This window comes from [Erwinia] mediterraneensis, assembly GCF_900604315.1.
In the GTDB taxonomy this organism is placed as follows: domain Bacteria; phylum Pseudomonadota; class Gammaproteobacteria; order Enterobacterales; family Enterobacteriaceae; genus Pantoea; species Pantoea mediterraneensis_A.
In genome coordinates this window covers 555,518-574,529 of record NZ_LR026978.1, presented here as the reverse complement: position 1 = coordinate 574,529, position 19,012 = coordinate 555,518, and the positions used below count along the sequence as shown (strand labels likewise).

The 19,012-nt window shown below is 53.3% G+C and carries 18 protein-coding genes, 1 rRNA gene and 1 other annotated feature; of the genes, 12 read left to right on the top strand and 7 right to left on the bottom strand.

Going from position 1 to position 19,012, the window contains the following annotated elements:
• Positions 1–73 precede the first annotated feature (73 nt).
• Positions 74–589 (top strand): S-ribosylhomocysteine lyase, encoded by a 516-nt coding sequence (gene luxS / locus E0E17_RS02680; protein ID WP_130831275.1) that lies wholly within the window; start codon positions 74–76, stop codon positions 587–589.
• A gap of 68 nt (positions 590–657) precedes the next feature.
• Here the strand turns inward: luxS and E0E17_RS02675 are convergent, their stop codons facing one another.
• Positions 658–1,944: an HlyC/CorC family transporter gene (locus E0E17_RS02675; RefSeq protein WP_130831273.1), complete on the bottom strand. Its 1,287-nt coding sequence runs from the start codon at positions 1,942–1,944 to the stop codon at positions 658–660.
• A 15-nt stretch (positions 1,945–1,959) separates the two neighbouring features.
• Positions 1,960–2,760: a cytochrome C assembly family protein gene (locus tag E0E17_RS02670; protein WP_130831271.1), complete on the bottom strand. Its 801-nt coding sequence runs from the start codon at positions 2,758–2,760 to the stop codon at positions 1,960–1,962.
• A gap of 164 nt (positions 2,761–2,924) precedes the next feature.
• Between E0E17_RS02670 and ffh the strand changes: the two genes are divergently transcribed.
• The 5 genes from ffh (at position 2,925) to rplS (ending at position 6,435) form a co-directional block, all read left to right on the top strand.
• Positions 2,925–4,286 (top strand): signal recognition particle protein, encoded by a 1,362-nt coding sequence (ffh, locus tag E0E17_RS02665; protein ID WP_130831269.1) that lies wholly within the window; start codon positions 2,925–2,927, stop codon positions 4,284–4,286.
• 144 nt (positions 4,287–4,430) lie between these two features.
• Positions 4,431–4,679: a 30S ribosomal protein S16 gene (rpsP, locus tag E0E17_RS02660; RefSeq protein ID WP_130831267.1), complete on the top strand. Its 249-nt coding sequence runs from the start codon at positions 4,431–4,433 to the stop codon at positions 4,677–4,679.
• Positions 4,680–4,697: 18 nt separating this feature from the next.
• Positions 4,698–5,246, top strand: a complete 549-nt coding sequence (rimM, locus tag E0E17_RS02655) for a ribosome maturation factor RimM (RefSeq protein ID WP_130831265.1) — start codon at positions 4,698–4,700, stop codon at positions 5,244–5,246.
• A 35-nt stretch (positions 5,247–5,281) separates the two neighbouring features.
• Complete coding sequence (gene trmD / locus E0E17_RS02650; RefSeq protein ID WP_207302035.1) at positions 5,282–6,046, top strand: tRNA (guanosine(37)-N1)-methyltransferase TrmD; 765 nt, start codon at positions 5,282–5,284, stop codon at positions 6,044–6,046.
• A gap of 41 nt (positions 6,047–6,087) precedes the next feature.
• The gene (rplS, locus tag E0E17_RS02645) at positions 6,088–6,435 is read left to right on the top strand and encodes a 50S ribosomal protein L19 (RefSeq protein ID WP_130831261.1); all 348 of its coding nucleotides are present in this window, start codon (positions 6,088–6,090) and stop codon (positions 6,433–6,435) included.
• 209 nt (positions 6,436–6,644) lie between these two features.
• On the opposite strand, the gene E0E17_RS02640 is transcribed toward rplS, so the two are convergent.
• Positions 6,645–7,193, bottom strand: coding sequence for a GNAT family N-acetyltransferase (locus E0E17_RS02640; RefSeq protein ID WP_130831259.1), 549 nt, complete (start codon positions 7,191–7,193; stop codon positions 6,645–6,647).
• A gap of 292 nt (positions 7,194–7,485) precedes the next feature.
• On the opposite strand from E0E17_RS02640, the gene E0E17_RS02635 reads away from it, so the two are divergent.
• The gene (locus tag E0E17_RS02635; RefSeq protein WP_130831257.1) at positions 7,486–8,565 is read left to right on the top strand and encodes a 3-deoxy-7-phosphoheptulonate synthase; all 1,080 of its coding nucleotides are present in this window, start codon (positions 7,486–7,488) and stop codon (positions 8,563–8,565) included.
• Positions 8,566–8,571: 6 nt separating this feature from the next.
• Positions 8,572–9,693, top strand: coding sequence for a bifunctional chorismate mutase/prephenate dehydrogenase (tyrA, locus tag E0E17_RS02630; RefSeq protein WP_130831255.1), 1,122 nt, complete (start codon positions 8,572–8,574; stop codon positions 9,691–9,693).
• Between the two features lie 36 nt (positions 9,694–9,729).
• Here tyrA and pheA read toward each other — a convergent pair whose 3' ends face one another.
• The 4 genes from pheA to bamD form a co-directional block, all read right to left on the bottom strand.
• The gene (pheA, locus tag E0E17_RS02625) at positions 9,730–10,890 is read right to left on the bottom strand and encodes a bifunctional chorismate mutase/prephenate dehydratase (RefSeq protein ID WP_130831254.1); all 1,161 of its coding nucleotides are present in this window, start codon (positions 10,888–10,890) and stop codon (positions 9,730–9,732) included.
• Positions 10,891–10,912: 22 nt separating this feature from the next.
• Positions 10,913–11,036, bottom strand: a sequence feature (Phe leader region).
• A complete protein-coding gene (gene pheL / locus E0E17_RS02620) occupies positions 10,988–11,035 on the bottom strand; it encodes a pheA operon leader peptide PheL (RefSeq protein ID WP_121497579.1) in 48 nt (15 codons plus the stop codon). It overlaps the preceding feature by 48 nt.
• Positions 11,037–11,133: 97 nt before the next feature.
• Positions 11,134–11,460, bottom strand: coding sequence for a ribosome-associated translation inhibitor RaiA (gene raiA, locus E0E17_RS02615; protein ID WP_130835442.1), 327 nt, complete (start codon positions 11,458–11,460; stop codon positions 11,134–11,136).
• A gap of 262 nt (positions 11,461–11,722) precedes the next feature.
• The gene (gene bamD / locus E0E17_RS02610; RefSeq protein ID WP_130831253.1) at positions 11,723–12,457 is read right to left on the bottom strand and encodes an outer membrane protein assembly factor BamD; all 735 of its coding nucleotides are present in this window, start codon (positions 12,455–12,457) and stop codon (positions 11,723–11,725) included.
• A gap of 130 nt (positions 12,458–12,587) precedes the next feature.
• On the opposite strand from bamD, the gene rluD reads away from it, so the two are divergent.
• The 4 genes from rluD to E0E17_RS02585 all read left to right on the top strand — a co-directional run bounded on the left by rluD (position 12,588) and on the right by E0E17_RS02585 (position 19,004).
• Positions 12,588–13,568: a 23S rRNA pseudouridine(1911/1915/1917) synthase RluD gene (gene rluD, locus E0E17_RS02605; protein ID WP_130831251.1), complete on the top strand. Its 981-nt coding sequence runs from the start codon at positions 12,588–12,590 to the stop codon at positions 13,566–13,568.
• On the top strand, positions 13,565–14,296 hold the full coding sequence (gene yfiH, locus E0E17_RS02600) for a purine nucleoside phosphorylase YfiH (RefSeq protein ID WP_130831249.1): 732 nt from the start codon (positions 13,565–13,567) through the stop codon (positions 14,294–14,296). Before rluD ends, yfiH begins: the two co-directional genes overlap by 4 nt.
• Positions 14,297–14,423: 127 nt before the next feature.
• A complete protein-coding gene (gene clpB, locus E0E17_RS02595) occupies positions 14,424–16,997 on the top strand; it encodes an ATP-dependent chaperone ClpB (RefSeq protein WP_130831247.1) in 2,574 nt (857 codons plus the stop codon).
• Between the two features lie 465 nt (positions 16,998–17,462).
• Positions 17,463–19,004, top strand: a 16S ribosomal RNA gene (locus tag E0E17_RS02585).
• The last annotated feature ends 8 nt before the right edge of the window (positions 19,005–19,012 follow it).

Sequence of the window (19,012 nt, the reverse complement as noted above, 5' to 3'; positions counted from 1 at the left end):
TTCATATATTCAGACGCTGGGCGAACAGAAAAGTTTCATCATTTTTGAAAAAATATCGAGTCGAGGTGACAATATGCCATTGTTGGATAGCTTTACCGTTGATCATACACGCATGGCCGCGCCGGCAGTACGCGTCGCGAAGACCATGAACACTCCTCATGGCGATACCATCACCGTTTTTGATTTACGTTTTTGCGCGCCGAACAAAGAAGTGATGCCTGAGCGTGGCATCCATACGCTGGAGCATCTGTTTGCCGGTTTTATGCGCAACCACCTGAACGGTGAAGGTGTGGAAATTATCGACATTTCGCCCATGGGGTGTCGTACCGGTTTTTATATGAGCCTGATTGGTACACCAGATGAGCAACGTGTTGCCGACGCGTGGAAAGCGGCCATGGGCGATGTCCTGAAAGTATCCGACCAGCGTCAGATCCCGGAGCTGAACGAATATCAGTGCGGGACTTATGAAATGCATTCCCTGGATGAAGCGCAGGATATCGCACGTCACATCCTGTCACACGACGTACGGGTAAACTACAACGATGAACTGGCATTACCGCCAGAAAAGCTGCAGGAACTGCATATCTAGTCGCAGGCGGCGGCCTGACTGACAAATAAGGCGACCACAGGGTCGCCTTTATTTTTTGCCGGAGGGGGTCAGGATCCGACTGAGGCTTTGAGCGGGATATGCGGCGTAATTCTGACCTGCTTCACCATATTGTCCTGGACATCGAGAATATCCACGCTGTAGTTGCCGATCTGAATGCGGGTATCAATTTTCGGGATCTCCTGCAGCACTTCCATCAGCATGCCGTTAATGGTGCGCGCTTCTTCTTCCGGCAGCGTCCAGTTAAAGGCTTTATTGATTTCACGCACGTTGGCGCCGCCCTCAATCAACACAGAGCCGTCATTCTGCGGCAGCACCTCTTCTGCCAGCGACGGAGACATTGAAGTGGTAAAGTCACCCACGATCTCTTCCAGGATATCCTCAATGGTGACCAGCCCTTTGATATCGCCATACTCATCGACCACCACGCCGACTTTTTTCTTGTTGCGCTGAAATTTCACCAGCTGCACATTGAGCGGCGTCCCTTCCGGCACGTAGTAGATCTCATCGGCAGCGCGCAGCAGGGTTTCTTTGTTGAAATCATTTTTCTCTGTCATCATGCGCCAGGCTTCGCGCACGCGCAGCATACCCACAGTATCATCCAGCGAATCACGGAACAGCACGATACGACCGTGAGGGGAGTGGCTGAGCTGACGCAGGATCGATTTCCATTCATCGTTGATGTTAATGCCCACAATCTCATTACGCGGCACCATGATGTCATCCACGTTCACCTTCTCCAGGTCCAGCACGGAAAGCAACATATCCTGATTGCGACGCGATATCAGATTGCGGGATTCATAGACGATGGTACGCAGCTCTTCTTTGCTTAAAGCAGGATTCACCGAGCTGTCGGCTTTGATGCCTATCATGCGCATCAGCAGGCGCGTAATAGTATTCAGCAGCCAGACCAGGGGCAACATCACGTATTGCAACGGAACCAGTAAGAAACTACTGGGATAGGCCACTCTTTCCGGATACAGCGCCGCGATGGTTTTCGGGAGTACCTCGGCAAACACCAGGATCACAAACGTCAGTACGCCCGTCGCGATAGCCACGCCAGCGTTCCCGTACAGACGCATGCCGACAATGGTGGCCAGCGAGGAGGCGAGAATATTTACCAGGTTATTGCCAATCAACACCAGACTAATCAGGCGGTCGGGGCGGCGTAACAGTTTTTCGACCCGGCGCGCGCTGCGATTGCCGCTTTTGGCCTGATGACGCAACTTGTAGCGGTTAAGGGTCATCATGCCGGTTTCTGAACCGGAGAAATAAGCAGAAACCAGGACCATAATGACCAGGATGACGATCAGTGTGGTGGTTGAAACATGTTCCAACGCAGAACTTCCTTTTTAATGAGAGGGGTTGATAAGCAGATGCTGCAGCACGCGGCTGCCAAAGTAGGCCATGGTCAGCAGCAACGCGCCACCGCAGTTAAACCACACCACGCGTCGTCCGCGCCAGCCCTGGCGGTAATGACCCCAGAGCAACACCAGGTAGACAATCCAGGCTGCGATCGACAGCACCGCTTTATCCATATTTTCGGCACTGAACAGATTCTGCATATAGAACAGGCCGGTAAAGAGCACCAGCGTCAGCAGCACCACGCCGACCTGGGTGATATGAAACATTTTGCGTTCAATACTCAGCAGCGGCGGCATATCCTGGGTAAACACCAGCTTTTTGTTTTTCAGCTGATAATCAATCCAGGCCAGCTGTAAGGCATAGAGCGCGGCGATAATCAGCGTGGCGTATGCAAACAGCGACAGGCCAATATGAATCATCATGCCTGGCGTAGTTTCCAGGTGAGTAATAAAAGCGTTCGGCACAAAGGTGGCAAAAGCCAGGTTGATCAGGGCAAAACTATACACGATCGGCAACAGCAGCCAGCCGCGATTGCGTGACGCCACTATGGTCATGATGGCACAAATCAGCAGGCTTACCAGTGAGCCGATATTCAACAAACTGAGGTTCTGCCCGCTATCGATGGCGAAGATACGTTGTTGCAGTGCAACGGCATGAGATGCCAGCGCTACACAGGCGGAAAGCACAGCTAACCGCCGCCAGCCACTGTTACGTTTCAACAGACTGGGAATAATTACCGCCAGGCTCAGGGAGTAGGCAAACAGGGCCACTATCGCAAAAACAGACATAAATCGTGTCAGGTATCGGTCAGATAAGGGAAAAGCAGTATAGCGCCAGCGCGGTGTTGCTCCAAACGATCTCACGGGCAATTGCAGAGATCCACAACACTTCGTGTTATAATCCGCAGCATTGTGTCGCACGGGCGGCCTCTCTTTTTTCTGAGTGAGAGACAATGTTTGATAATTTAACCGATCGTTTGTCGCAAACCCTGCGTAATATCAGCGGCCGCGGAAGGCTGACCGAAGATAACATCAAGGATACGCTGCGCGAAGTCCGCATGGCCTTACTGGAAGCGGACGTAGCGCTGCCGGTAGTGCGCGAGTTTATCAATCGCGTGAAAGAGCGCGCGGTAGGGCAGGATGTCAATAAAAGCCTGACGCCCGGCCAGGAGTTCATCAAAATCGTCCGCAACGAACTGGTTGAGGCGATGGGCGCAGAAAATAATGCGCTGAACCTGGCTGCCCAGCCGCCAGCGGTAGTGCTGATGGCGGGCCTGCAGGGTGCGGGTAAAACCACCAGCGTCGGTAAGCTGGGTAAGTTCCTGCGCGAAAAGCACAAGAAAAAAGTGCTGGTGGTATCGGCTGACGTCTATCGCCCGGCGGCGATTCGCCAGCTGGAAACCCTGGCGCAGCAGGTAGGCGTCGATTTCTGTCCTTCGGATGTCAGCCAGAAACCGGTCGACATTGTGACAAATGCGCTGAAAGAGGCAAAGTTACAATTTTACGATGTGCTGCTGGTGGATACCGCCGGTCGTCTGCATGTCGATGAAGCGATGATGGATGAAATCAAACAGGTCCATGCTGCCATTAATCCGGTAGAAACCCTGTTTGTGGTAGACGCCATGACCGGCCAGGATGCGGCCAATACGGCAAAAGCCTTTAACGAAGCCTTGCCGCTGACCGGTGTTATCCTGACCAAGGTAGATGGTGATGCGCGTGGTGGTGCCGCGCTCTCGATTCGTCACATCACCGGCAAGCCGATTAAGTTTATGGGCGTCGGTGAGAAAACCGAGGCGCTGGAGCCTTTCTACCCCGATCGCATCGCTTCCCGTATCCTCGGCATGGGCGACGTTCTGTCGCTGATTGAAGATATTGAAAGCAAAGTTGACCGCGAGCAGGCAGAGAAGCTGGCGAAGAAGTTAAAAACCGGTGACGGCTTTGACCTGAATGACTTCCTTGAGCAGCTGAAGCAGATGCGCAACATGGGCGGTATGGCCAGCCTGATGGGCAAGCTACCCGGTATGGGACAGCTGCCGGATAACGTGAAGTCGCAGATGGATGACAAGGTGCTGGTGCGTATGGAAGCCATCATCAACTCCATGACGCGCAAAGAGCGTGAGAAGCCGGAAATCATTAAAGGTTCGCGCAAGCGCCGCATCGCCGCCGGTTCGGGCATGCAGGTGCAGGACGTTAACCGCCTGTTGAAGCAGTTCGACGACATGCAGCGCATGATGAAGAAGATGAAGAAGGGCGGCATGGCGAAGATGATGCGCAATATGAAAGGCATGATGCCACCCGGATTCCCGGGGCGTTAAGCCGATATACAATAAAAGCCCGAAAGGTTGCGCTCTCAGGTTGCTTTTTGCGCCAAAATGAGTAAAATTTTCGGGCTTTTTATATGACACCCGGGCCCCGTTCCTCGATGGGGCCCGGTTGTTTTATTAACTGAAGAGGATGTTATGGTAACAATTCGTTTGGCACGTCACGGCGCGAAAAAGCGTCCGTTTTATCAGGTTGTTGTTACAGACAGCCGCAATGCGCGTAATGGTCGTTTCATTGAGCGCGTAGGTTTCTTCAACCCGCTCGCATCTGGTCAGGCTGAAGGTCTGCGTCTGGACCTGGACCGTATTGAGCACTGGGTTGGCCAGGGCGCAACGCTTTCTGATCGCGTTAACGCGCTGATCAAAGAAGCTAAAAAAGCAGCTTAATCTGTCACGGTGGTGAGCATGAGCAGACAACTTGCCGCACAGCCTCCCGTAAAGCCTGTGGTTCTGGGCAAAATGGGGGCCGCTTACGGCATTCGGGGCTGGCTCAAAGTGTTTTCCTCCACCGAAAATGCCGATAGCATTTTTGACTATCAGCCCTGGTTCATCCAGCACGCCGGTCGCTGGCGGCAGGTCGAACTGGAAGGCTGGAAGCACCACAATCAGGATCTGATCATCAAGGTGAAAGGCGTTGACGATCGGGATGCGGCGGCCCAATTGACCAATTGCGAAATTGTGGTGGATTCGACGCAGCTGCCTGGGCTGGAAGAGGGCGATTACTACTGGAAAGACCTGATTGGTTGCAAGGTAGTGAACCTCGACGGCTATGAGATGGGGAAAGTCATTGATTTGATGGAAACCGGCTCGAACGACGTGTTAGTCGTTAAGGCAAACCTGAAGGATGCATTCGGTGTGCAGGAGCGGTTAATTCCGTTTCTTGATGAACAGGTTATCAAGAAAGTCGATCTCAATGCGGCCTTGATTGAAGTCGATTGGGATCCTGGTTTTTGATCTCCGGACAAGACGGTAACGCAACGGCGAACGCAATGTGGATTGGTGTTATTAGCCTTTTTCCAGAGATGTTTCGCGCAATTACCGATTACGGGGTAACCGGCCGGGCAGTAAAAAACGGCCTGCTCAGCATTCAGAGCTGGAGTCCTCGTGACTTCACGCATGATCGGCACCGTACCGTAGACGATCGACCTTACGGCGGCGGACCGGGAATGCTGATGATGGTACAACCCTTACGGGACGCCATCCACGCAGCGAAAGCGGCGGCAGGAGAAGGCGCGAAGGTGATTTATCTTTCACCTCAGGGACGCAAACTTGACCAACAGGGCGTTTGCGAACTGGCGACCAGCCAGAAGCTGATTCTGGTGTGTGGACGTTATGAAGGGATCGATGAGCGCTTAATCAAAACCGAAATTGACGAAGAGTGGTCAATCGGTGATTACGTGCTCAGCGGTGGGGAACTGCCAGCCATGACGCTGATTGACTCTGTCGCCCGGTTTATTCCCGGCGTACTGGGGAAACAGGCGTCAGCCGAAGAGGATTCGTTCTCGGATGGTTTGCTGGATTGTCCACACTACACCCGACCTGAAGTGTTAGAGGGTATGGAAGTTCCGGCAGTACTCCTGTCAGGAAACCATGCTGATATTCGCCGCTGGCGCCTGAAACAGTCGCTGGGCCGTACCTGGCTGAGAAGACCTGAACTTCTGGAAAACCTGGCTCTGACTGAAGAGCAAGCAAGGTTGCTGAGCGAGTTCCAGCGTGAACATCAACAGCAACAAAACGATGATGCGGAAGAGTAATCTTCCTTAAATATCAGTTTACCCAGGATAAGAGATTTATTATGAGCAACATTATCAAGCAACTTGAACAAGAACAGATGAAACAGGACGTACCTTCCTTCCGTCCGGGTGATACCGTGGAAGTGAAAGTATGGGTCGTTGAAGGTTCTAAAAAACGTCTGCAGGCATTCGAGGGCGTGGTTATCGCTATTCGTAACCGCGGTCTGCACTCTGCATTCACTGTTCGCAAAATTTCTAACGGCGAAGGTGTTGAGCGTGTCTTCCAGACTCACTCACCGGTAATCGACAGCATTACCGTTAAACGTCGTGGTGCCGTGCGTAAAGCCAAACTGTACTACCTGCGTGAGCGTACTGGTAAGGCTGCTCGTATCAAAGAGCGTCTTAACTAAGGTATCGCTAACGCGACATCTGAAAGTTAATCGATCAGGGGGTTGGCGCGAGCCAGCCCCCTTTTTTTATTGCCAGCTTAAAACCACGTTCTGCGGGCGTAGTCATCAATAAGATTTGGCTCTGCCTTATTGAATCTTACGGAACAGGCAGAGACTGCTTTTTAAGGTTTTTGGTACACCCCCGGGGGTGCAAACAACGCCGCCAGGGCTTAATCCGTGCAGCAAGGGCGCTGGTCACGATGAAGATGATAAATCGCCGTATTCACCGGGCCACTGGCAAGAATAATCATTCCGTAACGACAGCCAATAAACCGGGCGCCGCTGCGTTCAGCGACGGCACGGCTGGCCCGATTCTCTTCTGCCGCCAGAATTTCAATGACGTCGACGTCCGGACGCTGAAACCCCAGCTTAACCAGCTGCGCGACCGCCTGAGTGGCAATACCCTGACGTTGCGCGTCGCTGCGAACCCAATAGCCGATAGCGCTAACATCCGCCCGGTTACGCGCAAAGCGAATCCCGGCACCGCCCAACAGGCGCTGTTGCTGATCCACAATGGCAAACTCTTCCGCCGTGCCCGCGTTACGCTGCCATTCGGTAAAACGGATCCAGCTTTCCGCTTCTTCCTCACGATAATCCTGATGCGCCCAGACCATCCACGGAAGCAGCGTATCCAGAGATGCATTGACCGCCTGGGTGAAAGCGGGGATGTCATCCAGTGTGTAGGGCCGTAACTGAATAAACGTTTTTTCTGTCGGCATGTTCTGACCTGCGGGAAAAAGAGTTGAAGATCAGAGTAACAAGTTTCCTGCTGGCAATAAAATCACAATAACGTAAAGTTAATTTTACACTTCAAAGTGATCGATAGAATTAAAAAATTATATACAAATTATTGATTATTAACTATTTATTGATTTTATCTCTCCCTGAATTTTATATGTGGTAATAAAGGTGTACATTTGCGGATTGCAGGCTTTACGCTTTATGGTAAAGTATGTTGCAACCTCACTGAGGATCTGACGAACGCATATACGAGTAAACAGGATCGCCATCATGCAAAAAGACGCGCTGAATAATGTCCATATCGCCGAAGAACAAATCTTAATTACCCCGGAAGAGCTGAAAGCGAAATTCCCGCTCTCTGCACAGCAGGAAGCGCAGATTGCCGCTTCCCGCCGGACGATTTCTGACATTATCGCCGGACGCGATCCGCGTCTGCTGGTGGTCTGCGGTCCCTGTTCGATTCACGATACGGAAGCGGCTCTTGATTATGCGCGTCGTCTGAAAACACTTTCTGAGCAGGTACAGGATCGGCTCTATATCGTAATGCGCGTCTATTTTGAAAAACCCCGTACCACCGTGGGCTGGAAAGGGCTGATTAACGATCCGTACATGGACAACTCGTTTGATCTGGAAGCGGGGCTGCATATTGCTCGTGAGCTGCTGGTCAGTCTGGTGGAAATGGGACTGCCGTTAGCCACTGAAGCGCTGGATCCCAACAGCCCGCAATATCTGGGCGATCTCTTTAGCTGGTCCGCGATCGGCGCGCGTACCACTGAATCTCAGACCCACCGTGAAATGGCCTCCGGGCTGTCGATGCCGGTGGGCTTTAAAAACGGCACCGATGGTAGTCTCGGCACTGCCATCAATGCCATGCGTGCCGCCGCGATGCCGCACCGTTTTATGGGTATCAATCAGGCAGGACAGGTTTGCCTGCTACAAACGCAGGGGAATCCTCACGGACATGTGATACTGCGCGGTGGCAAAGCGCCTAACTACGGACCGGAAGATGTGGCGCAGTGTGAAAAAGAGATGCTGAAAGCGGGACTGCGCCCGGCCTTAATGATAGATTGCAGCCATGGCAATTCTAATAAAGACTACCGTCGTCAGCCCGGCGTGGCCGAATCGGCTATCGCCCAGATCAAAGATGGCAATCGCTCTATTATTGGTCTGATGCTGGAAAGCCACCTCCACGAGGGCAACCAGTCTTCAGAACAACCGCGTAGCGAAATGGCTTATGGCGTTTCCGTGACCGATGCCTGCATTAACTGGGATACCACGGAAAGCTTGCTGCGTGAGATTCATCAGGATCTGCAGGGAGTACTGTCGGCGCGTCTGTCACACGAGGTGTAAGAAACAATGGTGGCTGAACTGACCGCGCTACGCGATCAAATTGATAATGTTGATAAGGCGCTGCTTGATCTGCTGGCGCAGCGCCTTGCCCTGGTGGCTGAAGTCGGTGAAGTAAAAAGTCGCTACGGTCTGCCGATTTATGTGCCGGAGCGCGAAGCATCCATGCTGGCGTCACGACGTAAAGAGGCGGAAGCGCTGGGCGTTCCCCCCGATTTAATCGAGGACGTGCTGCGGCGCGTGATGCGTGAATCCTACTCCAGCGAAAACGACAAAGGCTTTAAAACTCTCTGTCCGACCATGCGTCCGATCGTGATCGTTGGCGGGAAAGGGCAGATGGGACGCCTGTTTGAAAAAATGCTCACCCTTTCCGGCTATCAGGTCAGTATTCTGGATAAAGATGACTGGCCTCATGCGGCGTCGCTGTTAAGTGATGCGGGTATGGTGATCATCAGCGTGCCTATTCATCTCACCGAGCAAGTGATTGCTCAGCTGCCTCCGTTGCCAGCGGATTGTATTCTGGTGGATCTCGCCTCGGTGAAGAGCCGTCCATTACAGGCGATGCTGGCTGCGCATCCGGGACCGGTGCTGGGACTACACCCGATGTTTGGGCCTGACAGCGGTAGCCTGGCTAAACAAGTGGTGGTCTGGTGTGACGGACGTCAGCCTGAAGCCTACCAATGGTTTCTGGAGCAGATTCAGGTCTGGGGCGCGCGCTTGCATCGTATCAGCGCGGTAGAGCATGATCAGAATATGGCCTTTATTCAGGCGCTACGCCATTTCGCCACTTTTGCTTATGGTCTGCATCTGGCAGAAGAGAACGTCAATCTGGAACAGCTGTTAGCCCTTTCATCGCCGATTTACCGGCTTGAGCTGGCTATGGTCGGACGACTGTTTGCTCAGGATCCTCAGCTTTATGCAGATATCATTATGTCATCCGGGAATAATCTGGCACTGATCAAGCGCTACTATCAGCGGTTTGGTGAGGCGATTACACTGCTGGAGCAGGGGGACAAACAGGCCTTTATCGACAGCTTCCGGCGCGTCGAACACTGGTTTGGTGATTACGCCAAACGTTTCCTGCTGGAGAGCCGCAGCTTGCTGCGTTCGGCAAACGACAGCCGACCCTGAAAAAAAAGGCATCCTGCGGGATGCCTTTTTGTTTGCTCAGCGCGGTTCCACCGGCACGACATTTTCGCTCGGATAACAGCCCAGCACTTTCAGTGAGCGCGTCAACTCACTCAGCTCCTGCAGCGCCTGCTGCATACTCTCTGAACGCAGATTACCCTGAACATCAATGTAGAACATCTCTTCCCACGGATTGCCGTTGATAGGACGCGACTCCAGCTTGCTCATAATCAGATTATGTTTACGCAGCACCAGCAGCGCCTCAACCAGAGCGCCCGCCTGCTGACCGGTGGCCAGAATCAGCGTGGTTTTGGCCGGAACCTGATCGGAGACATTGACCGGCTTACGCGCAAGAATAATGAAACGGGTAATGTTCTGCTGTTGATTGGCAAGGTTGCGCTCCAGCACCTGAAGCTGATAAAGCTCACCGCCGGCCTCGCTGCCGAGGGCCGCGGCTTTCGGGGAATTGAGCGCCGCGACAGTTTCCATTGCCGCTGCGGTACTTTCGGTATATTCGATTTTCCAGTGCGGGAAGCGGTTAATAAACTGGCTGCACTGCTGGAAAGGCTGGGGATGGCTGTAAACCGTTTCGATCTGTTGCAGGTCCGTATTGCTGGCGACCAGTACGCAATGTTCGATGGGAATGGTCATCTCGCCAATCACTGAAAGACGGGTATGCTGCAGTAAGTCATACACCTCATTAATCGAGCCGGAACTGGTATTCTCAATCGGCAGCACGGCGTAATCTGCCTGACCAGATTCTACCTGCTGAATAATGTCCTGAAATTTCTGGCAGCCGCACTCAATCATATTGTCGAAGTGGCGCGCCGCATATTTGCGTGCCGCCAGGTGGGAATAGGAGCCTTTCGGGCCGAGAAAGGCGATACGTGCTGCCTGTGCATGGGTGTGATTAAGATCTTTTTGCAGCAGCGCCTGCTGCGTCAGAACGGAGTCTTCGATAATCAGCTGAAAGAGACGGGTAATGTAGTGCGCATCAAGCTTATGCTTCTGGCCAAGCGTAATCAGATTCTCCAGCAGCGCCCGCTCGCGCTCCACGTCACGAATAGGGCGGTGCGTGGCCATTTTCGCTTCAGCGACGTTAATCGCCAGTGCGCGGCGCTCTGCTAACAGCGTCAGTAACTTCTCATCGACAGCACTGATTTTATCACGCAGCGCCAGTAATGGATTATCGGGATTCATAAGGCTCACCTGTAAACGGTCCAATAAAAAAGCCTCCCGGTGGGAGGCTTTGTTGTTCGTCTTCGCATTTCTTTTCACATGACGAATCGCCTCCCGTTCAGGGGAAGGTAAAAAAGAATGCGAAGAAAAACGGCAGAAGTTTCATGTTAATGTCCGGTGAAAGCGTGATTTGAGAGTAACCGTACTGATTTCATCCTGTCAATAAAAAACGCGCCCGCAGGCGCGTTATCTCTGAGGCTGACGTCAGTCTGCCGGCGTGAAATCTTTGACGCTGGCAGTAGCGCGGCGCGCTTCACCCTTGTGCTGCACTTTATTCAGCTGGCGCTCCAGCTTGGTAATAAGTTCATTGATGGCGCTGTACATATCTTCATGTTTGGCGCTGGCGAAAAGTGTGCCGTTCGGGGTGTTAATCGTTGCGTCAGCCACAAATTCTTTAGGCTCACGGGAAAGGACAATATGGGGATTTATCAGATGGGTTTGCCATTTCTCCAGCTTAGCGAGACGGTCTTCGACATGATTACGAATAGCGGTAGTGATTTCCATTTGCTTACTGGTAATGTTCAGAATCATCATTCATACCTCTCTGTCATTTCCGTCTTGGTAGAACCAGCATAACGTGCAATTCAGTAAAAGTTGTGATCAAGATCATGAAAAAGGGTCGGTTTTTGTCAAGAGCGATGCTTTGTGAGAGAAATGCAAAAAGTGACAGGAATCACTGGAAATCTGCGGCAGGACAGGGCAAGGTTGATAAGTTAACTCAGCGTGGTTTCTCACCTGACTGAATTCTGGCAAAAAAATGGCAGTCACTGACTGCCATTTTTGCGCTTCTGGTTCAGGCTGCTTTATTCGCCGCAATAATCTTCGCGACTTTATCCGCTTCGCCCGTTAACTGCAGCTGACGGTAGGCATTTTCCATCAGCGGCAGCGCATCGCGGGTGGCCTGGGTATCCGGATAATCGCGTAGCATGCCTTCCACACGGTTAACAACCGCGACATAGGCACCGCGTCTGGTATAGAATTCCGCCACGGAAAGTTCATACTTCGCCAGGCGATCCTTCAGATAGACCAGACGCTTCTGCGCATCGGCAGCATACTGACTGTTCGGATAGCTGCGCAGCAGCTGAGAGAAATCGCGGAAAGCATCGCGGGCATGCGTCGGATCGCGATCGGAACGATCAATACCGAAAAAGCCCTGCAGTGCGGAGTCATCCAGCGCCATATCCGTCAGACCTTTCATGTAAATGACATAGTCAATGTTCGGATGGGTTGGATTAAGACGCATGAAACGTGCAATCGCCGCCTGAGCCAACGGCAGATCAGCATTTTTGTAATACGCGTAGATTAAATCCAGTTGTACCTGCTGGGAGTAAGGGCCGAACGGGTAGCGGTTATCCAGCGCTTCCAGTTGCTTAATTGCGGCTTTAAAGTTACCGTCCTGCAGCTTTTGCTGAGCATTGGCATAAATTTCAGAAGGCGGGCTGTCCGGCACGGTATCCTGGGAGCCGGAGCAACCCAGCAAGGCCAGGCTCAGTGTGGCGACAGCCACCAGATGTTTCATACGCGTCATGACGAAATGATTATCCTCAAAATGTTATGGCGGAAGCTGTCCGTATAGCTCCCGGTAATGACCAGGTACGATAGCACATTATATTAAACGGCATCGCCGTGAAAACCCAACGTTAACGAAGAAGCTGTCTATGGCACAACAAGTTCAACTCACCGCAACAGTATCCGAAGCACAACTCGGGCAACGCTTAGATCAAATTTTGGCGGAATTGTTCCCCGATTATTCACGTTCCCGCATAAAAGAGTGGATCCTTGCGCGCCGCGTCAGCGTCAACGGCATCATTATCGATAAACCGAAAGAGAAAATGCTCGGCGGTGAGCAGGTGGCGATTAACGCCGAAATCGAAGAAGAACAACGCTGGGAAGCGCAAAATATCGTGCTGGATATCGTTTATGAAGATGACGATATTCTGGTGATCAACAAGCCGCGCGATCTGGTGGTGCATCCCGGTGCCGGCAATCCTGACGGTACTGTGCTGAACGCACTGCTTTATCACTATCCCGCCATTGCTGATGTGCCGCGCGCGGGCATCGTGCATCGTCTCGATAAAGATACCACCGGTCTGATGGTGGTGGCGAAAACCGTCCCGGCGCAAACCCATCTGGTGGAGTCGCTGCAACTGCGTGAAATCACCCGTGAATATGAAGCGGTGGCGATCGGCACGATGACGGCAGGCGGCACGGTAGAGGAGCCTATCGCGCGTCACTCTACCAAACGTACCCATATGGCCGTGCATCCGATGGGCAAACCTGCAGTAACCCATTACCGCATCATGGAGCACTTCCGTGCTCATACGCGCCTGCGTTTGCGTCTGGAAACGGGGCGTACGCACCAGATTCGCGTACATATGGCGCATATTAACCATCCGCTGGTGGGCGATCCGCTCTACGGTGGCCGCCCGCGTCCGCCAAAAGGCGCTTCCGACGATTTTATCGCGACGCTGCGTGCGTTTGATCGTCAGGCGCTGCATGCCACCATGCTGCGACTCTATCATCCCATTACCGGTATTGAAATGGAGTGGCATGCGCCGCTGCCGCAGGATATGGTCGATTTGATCGACGCGTTAAAAGCGGATACTCAGGAATTCCGCGATCAGCTGGACTGGATGTGAGTGTGTTGATTACGCCGCAGTGGCCTGCACCGGCGACTGTGCGGGCCTTTTCGACCACCCGGAGCGGTGGAGTGAGTCAGGCCTCCTGGGCCTCGCTGAATGTTGGTGCGCATGTCGGGGATGATCCCGCTGCGGTGGCGGCCAATCGACAGCGTCTGGTGGAGATGGCGCAGCTACCGGCGATGCCGCACTGGCTTGAGCAGGTGCACGGTGTTGACGTCGCCAGGCTCAGCGCTTCTCAGCACGCATCTTTACGTGCTGACAGCGCGATCACCAGTGAACGCGGAGTCGTCTGTGCCGTGATGACGGCCGACTGTTTGCCGGTGCTGTTCTGCTCCGCGGATGGGACGGAAGTGGCTGCGGCGCATGCTGGCTGGCGCGGCCTGTGTGCCGGGGTGCTGGAGCAGACGATCGCGCAGTTTCATTGTCCGCCTGCGGACATTTATGCCTGGCTAGGGCCGGCCATCGGGCCAGACGCTTTTGAAGTTGGCGCAGAAGTGCGTGACGCTTTTCTGGCGCGGGATCCCCGGGCGGCGCAGGCATTTCGTGCTGCAGGTAAAAAATATTACGCTGATATCTGGCAACTGGCGCGCCAGCGCTTACAGGCCACCGGGCTTCATTCCATCAGCGTTGCGCCGCGTTGTACTTACACGGAAAGTGATGATTTTTTCTCCTTCCGACGTGATGGTACTACCGGGCGTATGGTAAGTTTGATCTGGCTCATATAATCTTAGCTCCCAAGACGATCCAGGCAGTGCGTTTTTTGTTCTCTCTGTCAGGTCAGGAACCTTGAAAATTTGAGGGATGACCTCATTTTAATCTCCAGTAGCACCTTGACCTGTTATGGGAGGAATCATGCGTCTGGATCGTCTTACTAATAAATTCCAGCTTGCCCTTGCCGACGCTCAGTCTCTCGCGCTGGGACACGACAACCAATTTATCGAACCCTTGCATCTGATGAGCTCGCTACTCAATCAGGAAGGGGGAACGGTACGTCCATTATTATCTTCTGTCGGTATTGATGTAGCTGCCTTACGCAGCGGCCTTGAGCAGGCAATCAATCGACTTCCGCAGGTTGAAGGCACCGCAGGGGACGTTCAGCCCTCTGCCGATTTGGTACGAGTGCTTAACCTGTGCGATAAACTGGCGCAAAAGCGCGGCGACAACTTTATATCATCCGAACTTTTTGTGCTGGCGGCTCTGGATTCACGCGGTTCGCTGGCGGACTTGTTGAAATCCGCTGGCGCAACCAGCGAAAAAGTGACCAGAGCTATTGAGCAAATGCGTGGGGGAGAGAACGTGAACGATCAGGGGGCTGAAGATCAGCGCCAGGCCTTAAAAAAATTCACTATCGATCTCACTGAACGCGCTGAACAGGGCAAACTCGACCCGGTCATTGGGCGTGATGAAGAGATCCGTCGCACTATTCAGGTACTGCAGCGTCGCACCAAAAACAACCCGGTCCTGATCGGTGAGCCCGGGGTAGGTAAAACTGCTATTGTGGAAGGACTGGCGCAGCGCATTATCAATGGCGAAGTGCCGGAGGGGCTGAAAGGCCGCCGCGTGCTGGCGCTGGACATGGGCGCACTGGTGGCGGGCGCGAAATATCGTGGTGAGTTTGAAGAGCGTCTGAAAGGCGTACTGAACGATCTGTCAAAGCAGGAAGGTAACGTTATCCTGTTTATCGATGAGCTCCATACCATGGTCGGAGCCGGTAAAGCGGATGGCGCCATGGATGCGGGTAATATGTTGAAACCCGCGCTGGCGCGTGGCGAGCTGCATTGTGTTGGGGCGACCACCCTGGATGAGTATCGTCAGTACATTGAAAAAGATGCGGCGCTGGAACGTCGTTTCCAGAAAGTGTTTGTTGCCGAGCCGAGCGTGGAAGATACCATTGCGATTCTGCGTGGGTTAAAAGAGCGTTATGAGCTGCATCATCATGTGCAGATCACGGACCCGGCTATTGTCGCCGCTGCCACTCTGTCGCATCGCTATATTGCCGATCGTCAGTTGCCCGATAAGGCTATCGACCTGATCGATGAGGCCGCTTCCAGTATCCGTTTGCAAATCGACTCGAAACCCGAGCCGCTGGACCGCCTTGAGCGTCGCATTATTCAGTTAAAACTGGAGCAGCAGGCACTGAAAAAAGAGTCTGATGATGCCAGCATTAAACGTCTGGATATGCTGGAAAGCGAACTGGAGCAGAAAGAGCGCGAATACGCTGAGCTGGAAGAAGAGTGGAAAGCTGAGAAAGCGTCACTTTCCGGCACGCAGAATATCAAAGCTGAGCTGGAGCAGGCGCGCCTCTCTCTTGAACAGGCGCGGCGTGTGGGCGATCTGGCCAAAATGTCAGAACTTCAATACGGCGAAATTCCGGCGCTGGAAAAACAGCTGGCGGCAGCAACACAGTCTGAAGGCAAGACCATGAAGCTGCTGCGTAACCGGGTAACAGATGTTGAGATTGCCGATGTGCTGGCGCGCTGGACCGGTATTCCGGTCTCCCGCATGATGGAAGGGGAGCGGGATAAACTACTGCGTATGGAACAGGAGCTGCACAGCCGGGTGATCGGACAGGATGAAGCGGTAGAAGCGGTCTCAAATGCGATTCGCCGTAGCCGCGCTGGTCTCGCCGACCCCAATCGTCCTATCGGTTCGTTCCTGTTCCTGGGACCGACCGGGGTAGGGAAAACCGAGCTGTGTAAGTCGCTGGCTAATTTCCTGTTTGACAGCGATGACGCTATGGTGCGTATCGATATGTCTGAGTTTATGGAAAAACATTCGGTTTCGCGCCTGGTGGGGGCACCGCCGGGATATGTCGGCTATGAGGAAGGAGGCTATCTGACGGAAGCAGTACGCCGTCGCCCTTATTCCGTGATCCTGCTGGATGAGGTAGAAAAAGCGCATCCTGATGTGTTCAATATTCTGCTGCAGGTGCTGGATGATGGCCGTCTGACCGATGGTCAGGGACGTACAGTGGATTTCCGCAACAGCGTGGTTATCATGACCTCTAACCTGGGATCGGATCTGATTCAGGAACGCTTTGGTGACCTGGACTATCCAGCCATGAAGGACATGGTGATGAGCGTGGTAGGTCGTCATTTCCGTCCAGAGTTTGTTAACCGTATCGATGAAGTGGTGGTGTTCCATCCGTTAGGAGAGAAACATATCGCTTCTATTGCCAAAATTCAGCTGCAGCGGCTTTACAACCGTCTCGAGGAGCGCGGCTTTGCACTTCATATTTCAGACGAGGCGCTGCAGTTGCTGGCTAAAAACGGCTACGATCCGGTATATGGTGCGCGTCCACTGAAACGAGCGATACAGCAGCAGATTGAAAACCCGCTGGCTCAGCAGATGCTTTCCGGCGTACTGGTCCCGGGTAAAGCGATTGAAATGGATGTAAAAGACGGGGCCATTGTGGCGCATCAGTAATTTTCTCCAGCGATAACGGGCCTGCGGGCCCGTTTTTTTGCTCTGTCTGGTACGTTTTTGCTGGTTATTGCGTCGTTTTGCTTGTAAAATGAGCATTCACGCAGAAAGTTAAAAATAGCGCTTGTCAGACAGAATTAACTGCCTATAATGCGCCTCCACTGACACGGAACAACGGCATACAGGCCGCCGGGTCAGCAGGTTCAGCCCGCTGAACCGCCGGAGAAAAATCCTGAAAAAAGGGTTGACTCTGAAGGAGGAAAGCGTAATATACGCCACCTCGCGACAGACGGCTGAGCCGCGTCGCACCGCTCTTTAACAATTTATCAGACAATCTGTGTGGGCACTCGCAGGATTGATATCGGAGCCTCCGGGCTTAAAAAATATCAAGTCTCAAGAGTGAACACGTAATTCATTACGACGTTTTTCCTTGAGCATCGCTTCACGAGTTGAAGCAAATCAAGCTTTTAATTGAAGAGTTTGATCATGGCTCAGATTGAACGCTGGCGGCAGGCCTAACACATGCAAGTCGAACGGCAGCACAGGAAAGCTTGCTTTCCGGGTGGCGAGTGGCGGACGGGTGAGTAATGTCTGGGGATCTGCCCGATGGAGGGGGATAACCACTGGAAACGGTGGCTAATACCGCATAATGTCGCAAGACCAAAGTGGGGGACCTTCGGGCCTCACACCATCGGATGAACCCAGATGGGATTAGCTAGCAGGCAGGGTAACGGCCTACCTGGGCGACGATCCCTAGCTGGTCTGAGAGGATGACCAGCCACACTGGAACTGAGACACGGTCCAGACTCCTACGGGAGGCAGCAGTGGGGAATATTGCACAATGGGCGCAAGCCTGATGCAGCCATGCCGCGTGTATGAAGAAGGCCTTCGGGTTGTAAAGTACTTTCAGCGGGGAGGAAGGGATGAGGCTTAATACGCTTCGTCATTGACGTTACCCGCAGAAGAAGCACCGGCTAACTCCGTGCCAGCAGCCGCGGTAATACGGAGGGTGCAAGCGTTAATCGGAATTACTGGGCGTAAAGCGCACGCAGGCGGTCTGTTAAGTCAGATGTGAAATCCCCGGGCTCAACCCGGGAACTGCATTTGAAACTGGCAGGCTTGAGTCTCGTAGAGGGGGGTAGAATTCCAGGTGTAGCGGTGAAATGCGTAGAGATCTGGAGGAATACCGGTGGCGAAGGCGGCCCCCTGGACGAAGACTGACGCTCAGGTGCGAAAGCGTGGGGAGCAAACAGGATTAGATACCCTGGTAGTCCACGCCGTAAACGATGTCGACTTGGAGGTTGTGCCCTTGAGGCGTGGCTTCCGGAGCTAACGCGTTAAGTCGACCGCCTGGGGAGTACGGCCGCAAGGTTAAAACTCAAATGAATTGACGGGGGCCCGCACAAGCGGTGGAGCATGTGGTTTAATTCGATGCAACGCGAAGAACCTTACCTGGCCTTGACATCCACGGAATTCTGCAGAGATGCGGAAGTGCCTTCGGGAACCGTGAGACAGGTGCTGCATGGCTGTCGTCAGCTCGTGTTGTGAAATGTTGGGTTAAGTCCCGCAACGAGCGCAACCCTTATCCTTTGTTGCCAGCGATTCGGTCGGGAACTCAAAGGAGACTGCCGGTGATAAACCGGAGGAAGGTGGGGATGACGTCAAGTCATCATGGCCCTTACGGCCAGGGCTACACACGTGCTACAATGGCGCATACAAAGAGAAGCGACCTCGCGAGAGCAAGCGGACCTCATAAAGTGCGTCGTAGTCCGGATCGGAGTCTGCAACTCGACTCCGTGAAGTCGGAATCGCTAGTAATCGTGGATCAGAACGCCACGGTGAATACGTTCCCGGGCCTTGTACACACCGCCCGTCACACCATGGGAGTGGGTTGCAAAAGAAGTAGGTAGCTTAACCCTCGGGAGGGCGCTTACCACTTTGTGATTCATGACTGGGGTGAAGTCGTAACAAGGTAACCGTAGGGGAACCTGCGGTTGGATCACCTCCTTACCTGAACG

What these genes read in the sequence shown, in the direction of transcription:
- luxS (WP_130831275.1), top strand. Translation starts at nt 74, where the DNA reads ATGCCATTGTTGGATAGCTTTACCGTTGATCATACACGCATGGCCGCG.
- E0E17_RS02670 (WP_130831271.1), bottom strand. Translation starts at nt 2,760, where the DNA reads ATGTCTGTTTTTGCGATAGTGGCCCTGTTTGCCTACTCCCTGAGCCTG.
- ffh (WP_130831269.1), top strand. Translation starts at nt 2,925, where the DNA reads ATGTTTGATAATTTAACCGATCGTTTGTCGCAAACCCTGCGTAATATC.
- rpsP (WP_130831267.1), top strand. Translation starts at nt 4,431, where the DNA reads ATGGTAACAATTCGTTTGGCACGTCACGGCGCGAAAAAGCGTCCGTTT.
- rimM (WP_130831265.1), top strand. Translation starts at nt 4,698, where the DNA reads ATGAGCAGACAACTTGCCGCACAGCCTCCCGTAAAGCCTGTGGTTCTG.
- trmD (WP_207302035.1), top strand. Translation starts at nt 5,282, where the DNA reads ATGTGGATTGGTGTTATTAGCCTTTTTCCAGAGATGTTTCGCGCAATT.
- rplS (WP_130831261.1), top strand. Translation starts at nt 6,088, where the DNA reads ATGAGCAACATTATCAAGCAACTTGAACAAGAACAGATGAAACAGGAC.
- E0E17_RS02640 (WP_130831259.1), bottom strand. Translation starts at nt 7,193, where the DNA reads ATGCCGACAGAAAAAACGTTTATTCAGTTACGGCCCTACACACTGGAT.
- E0E17_RS02635 (WP_130831257.1), top strand. Translation starts at nt 7,486, where the DNA reads ATGCAAAAAGACGCGCTGAATAATGTCCATATCGCCGAAGAACAAATC.
- tyrA (WP_130831255.1), top strand. Translation starts at nt 8,572, where the DNA reads ATGGTGGCTGAACTGACCGCGCTACGCGATCAAATTGATAATGTTGAT.
- pheA (WP_130831254.1), bottom strand. Translation starts at nt 10,890, where the DNA reads ATGAATCCCGATAATCCATTACTGGCGCTGCGTGATAAAATCAGTGCT.
- raiA (WP_130835442.1), bottom strand. Translation starts at nt 11,460, where the DNA reads ATGATTCTGAACATTACCAGTAAGCAAATGGAAATCACTACCGCTATT.
- bamD (WP_130831253.1), bottom strand. Translation starts at nt 12,457, where the DNA reads ATGACGCGTATGAAACATCTGGTGGCTGTCGCCACACTGAGCCTGGCC.
- rluD (WP_130831251.1), top strand. Translation starts at nt 12,588, where the DNA reads ATGGCACAACAAGTTCAACTCACCGCAACAGTATCCGAAGCACAACTC.
- clpB (WP_130831247.1), top strand. Translation starts at nt 14,424, where the DNA reads ATGCGTCTGGATCGTCTTACTAATAAATTCCAGCTTGCCCTTGCCGAC.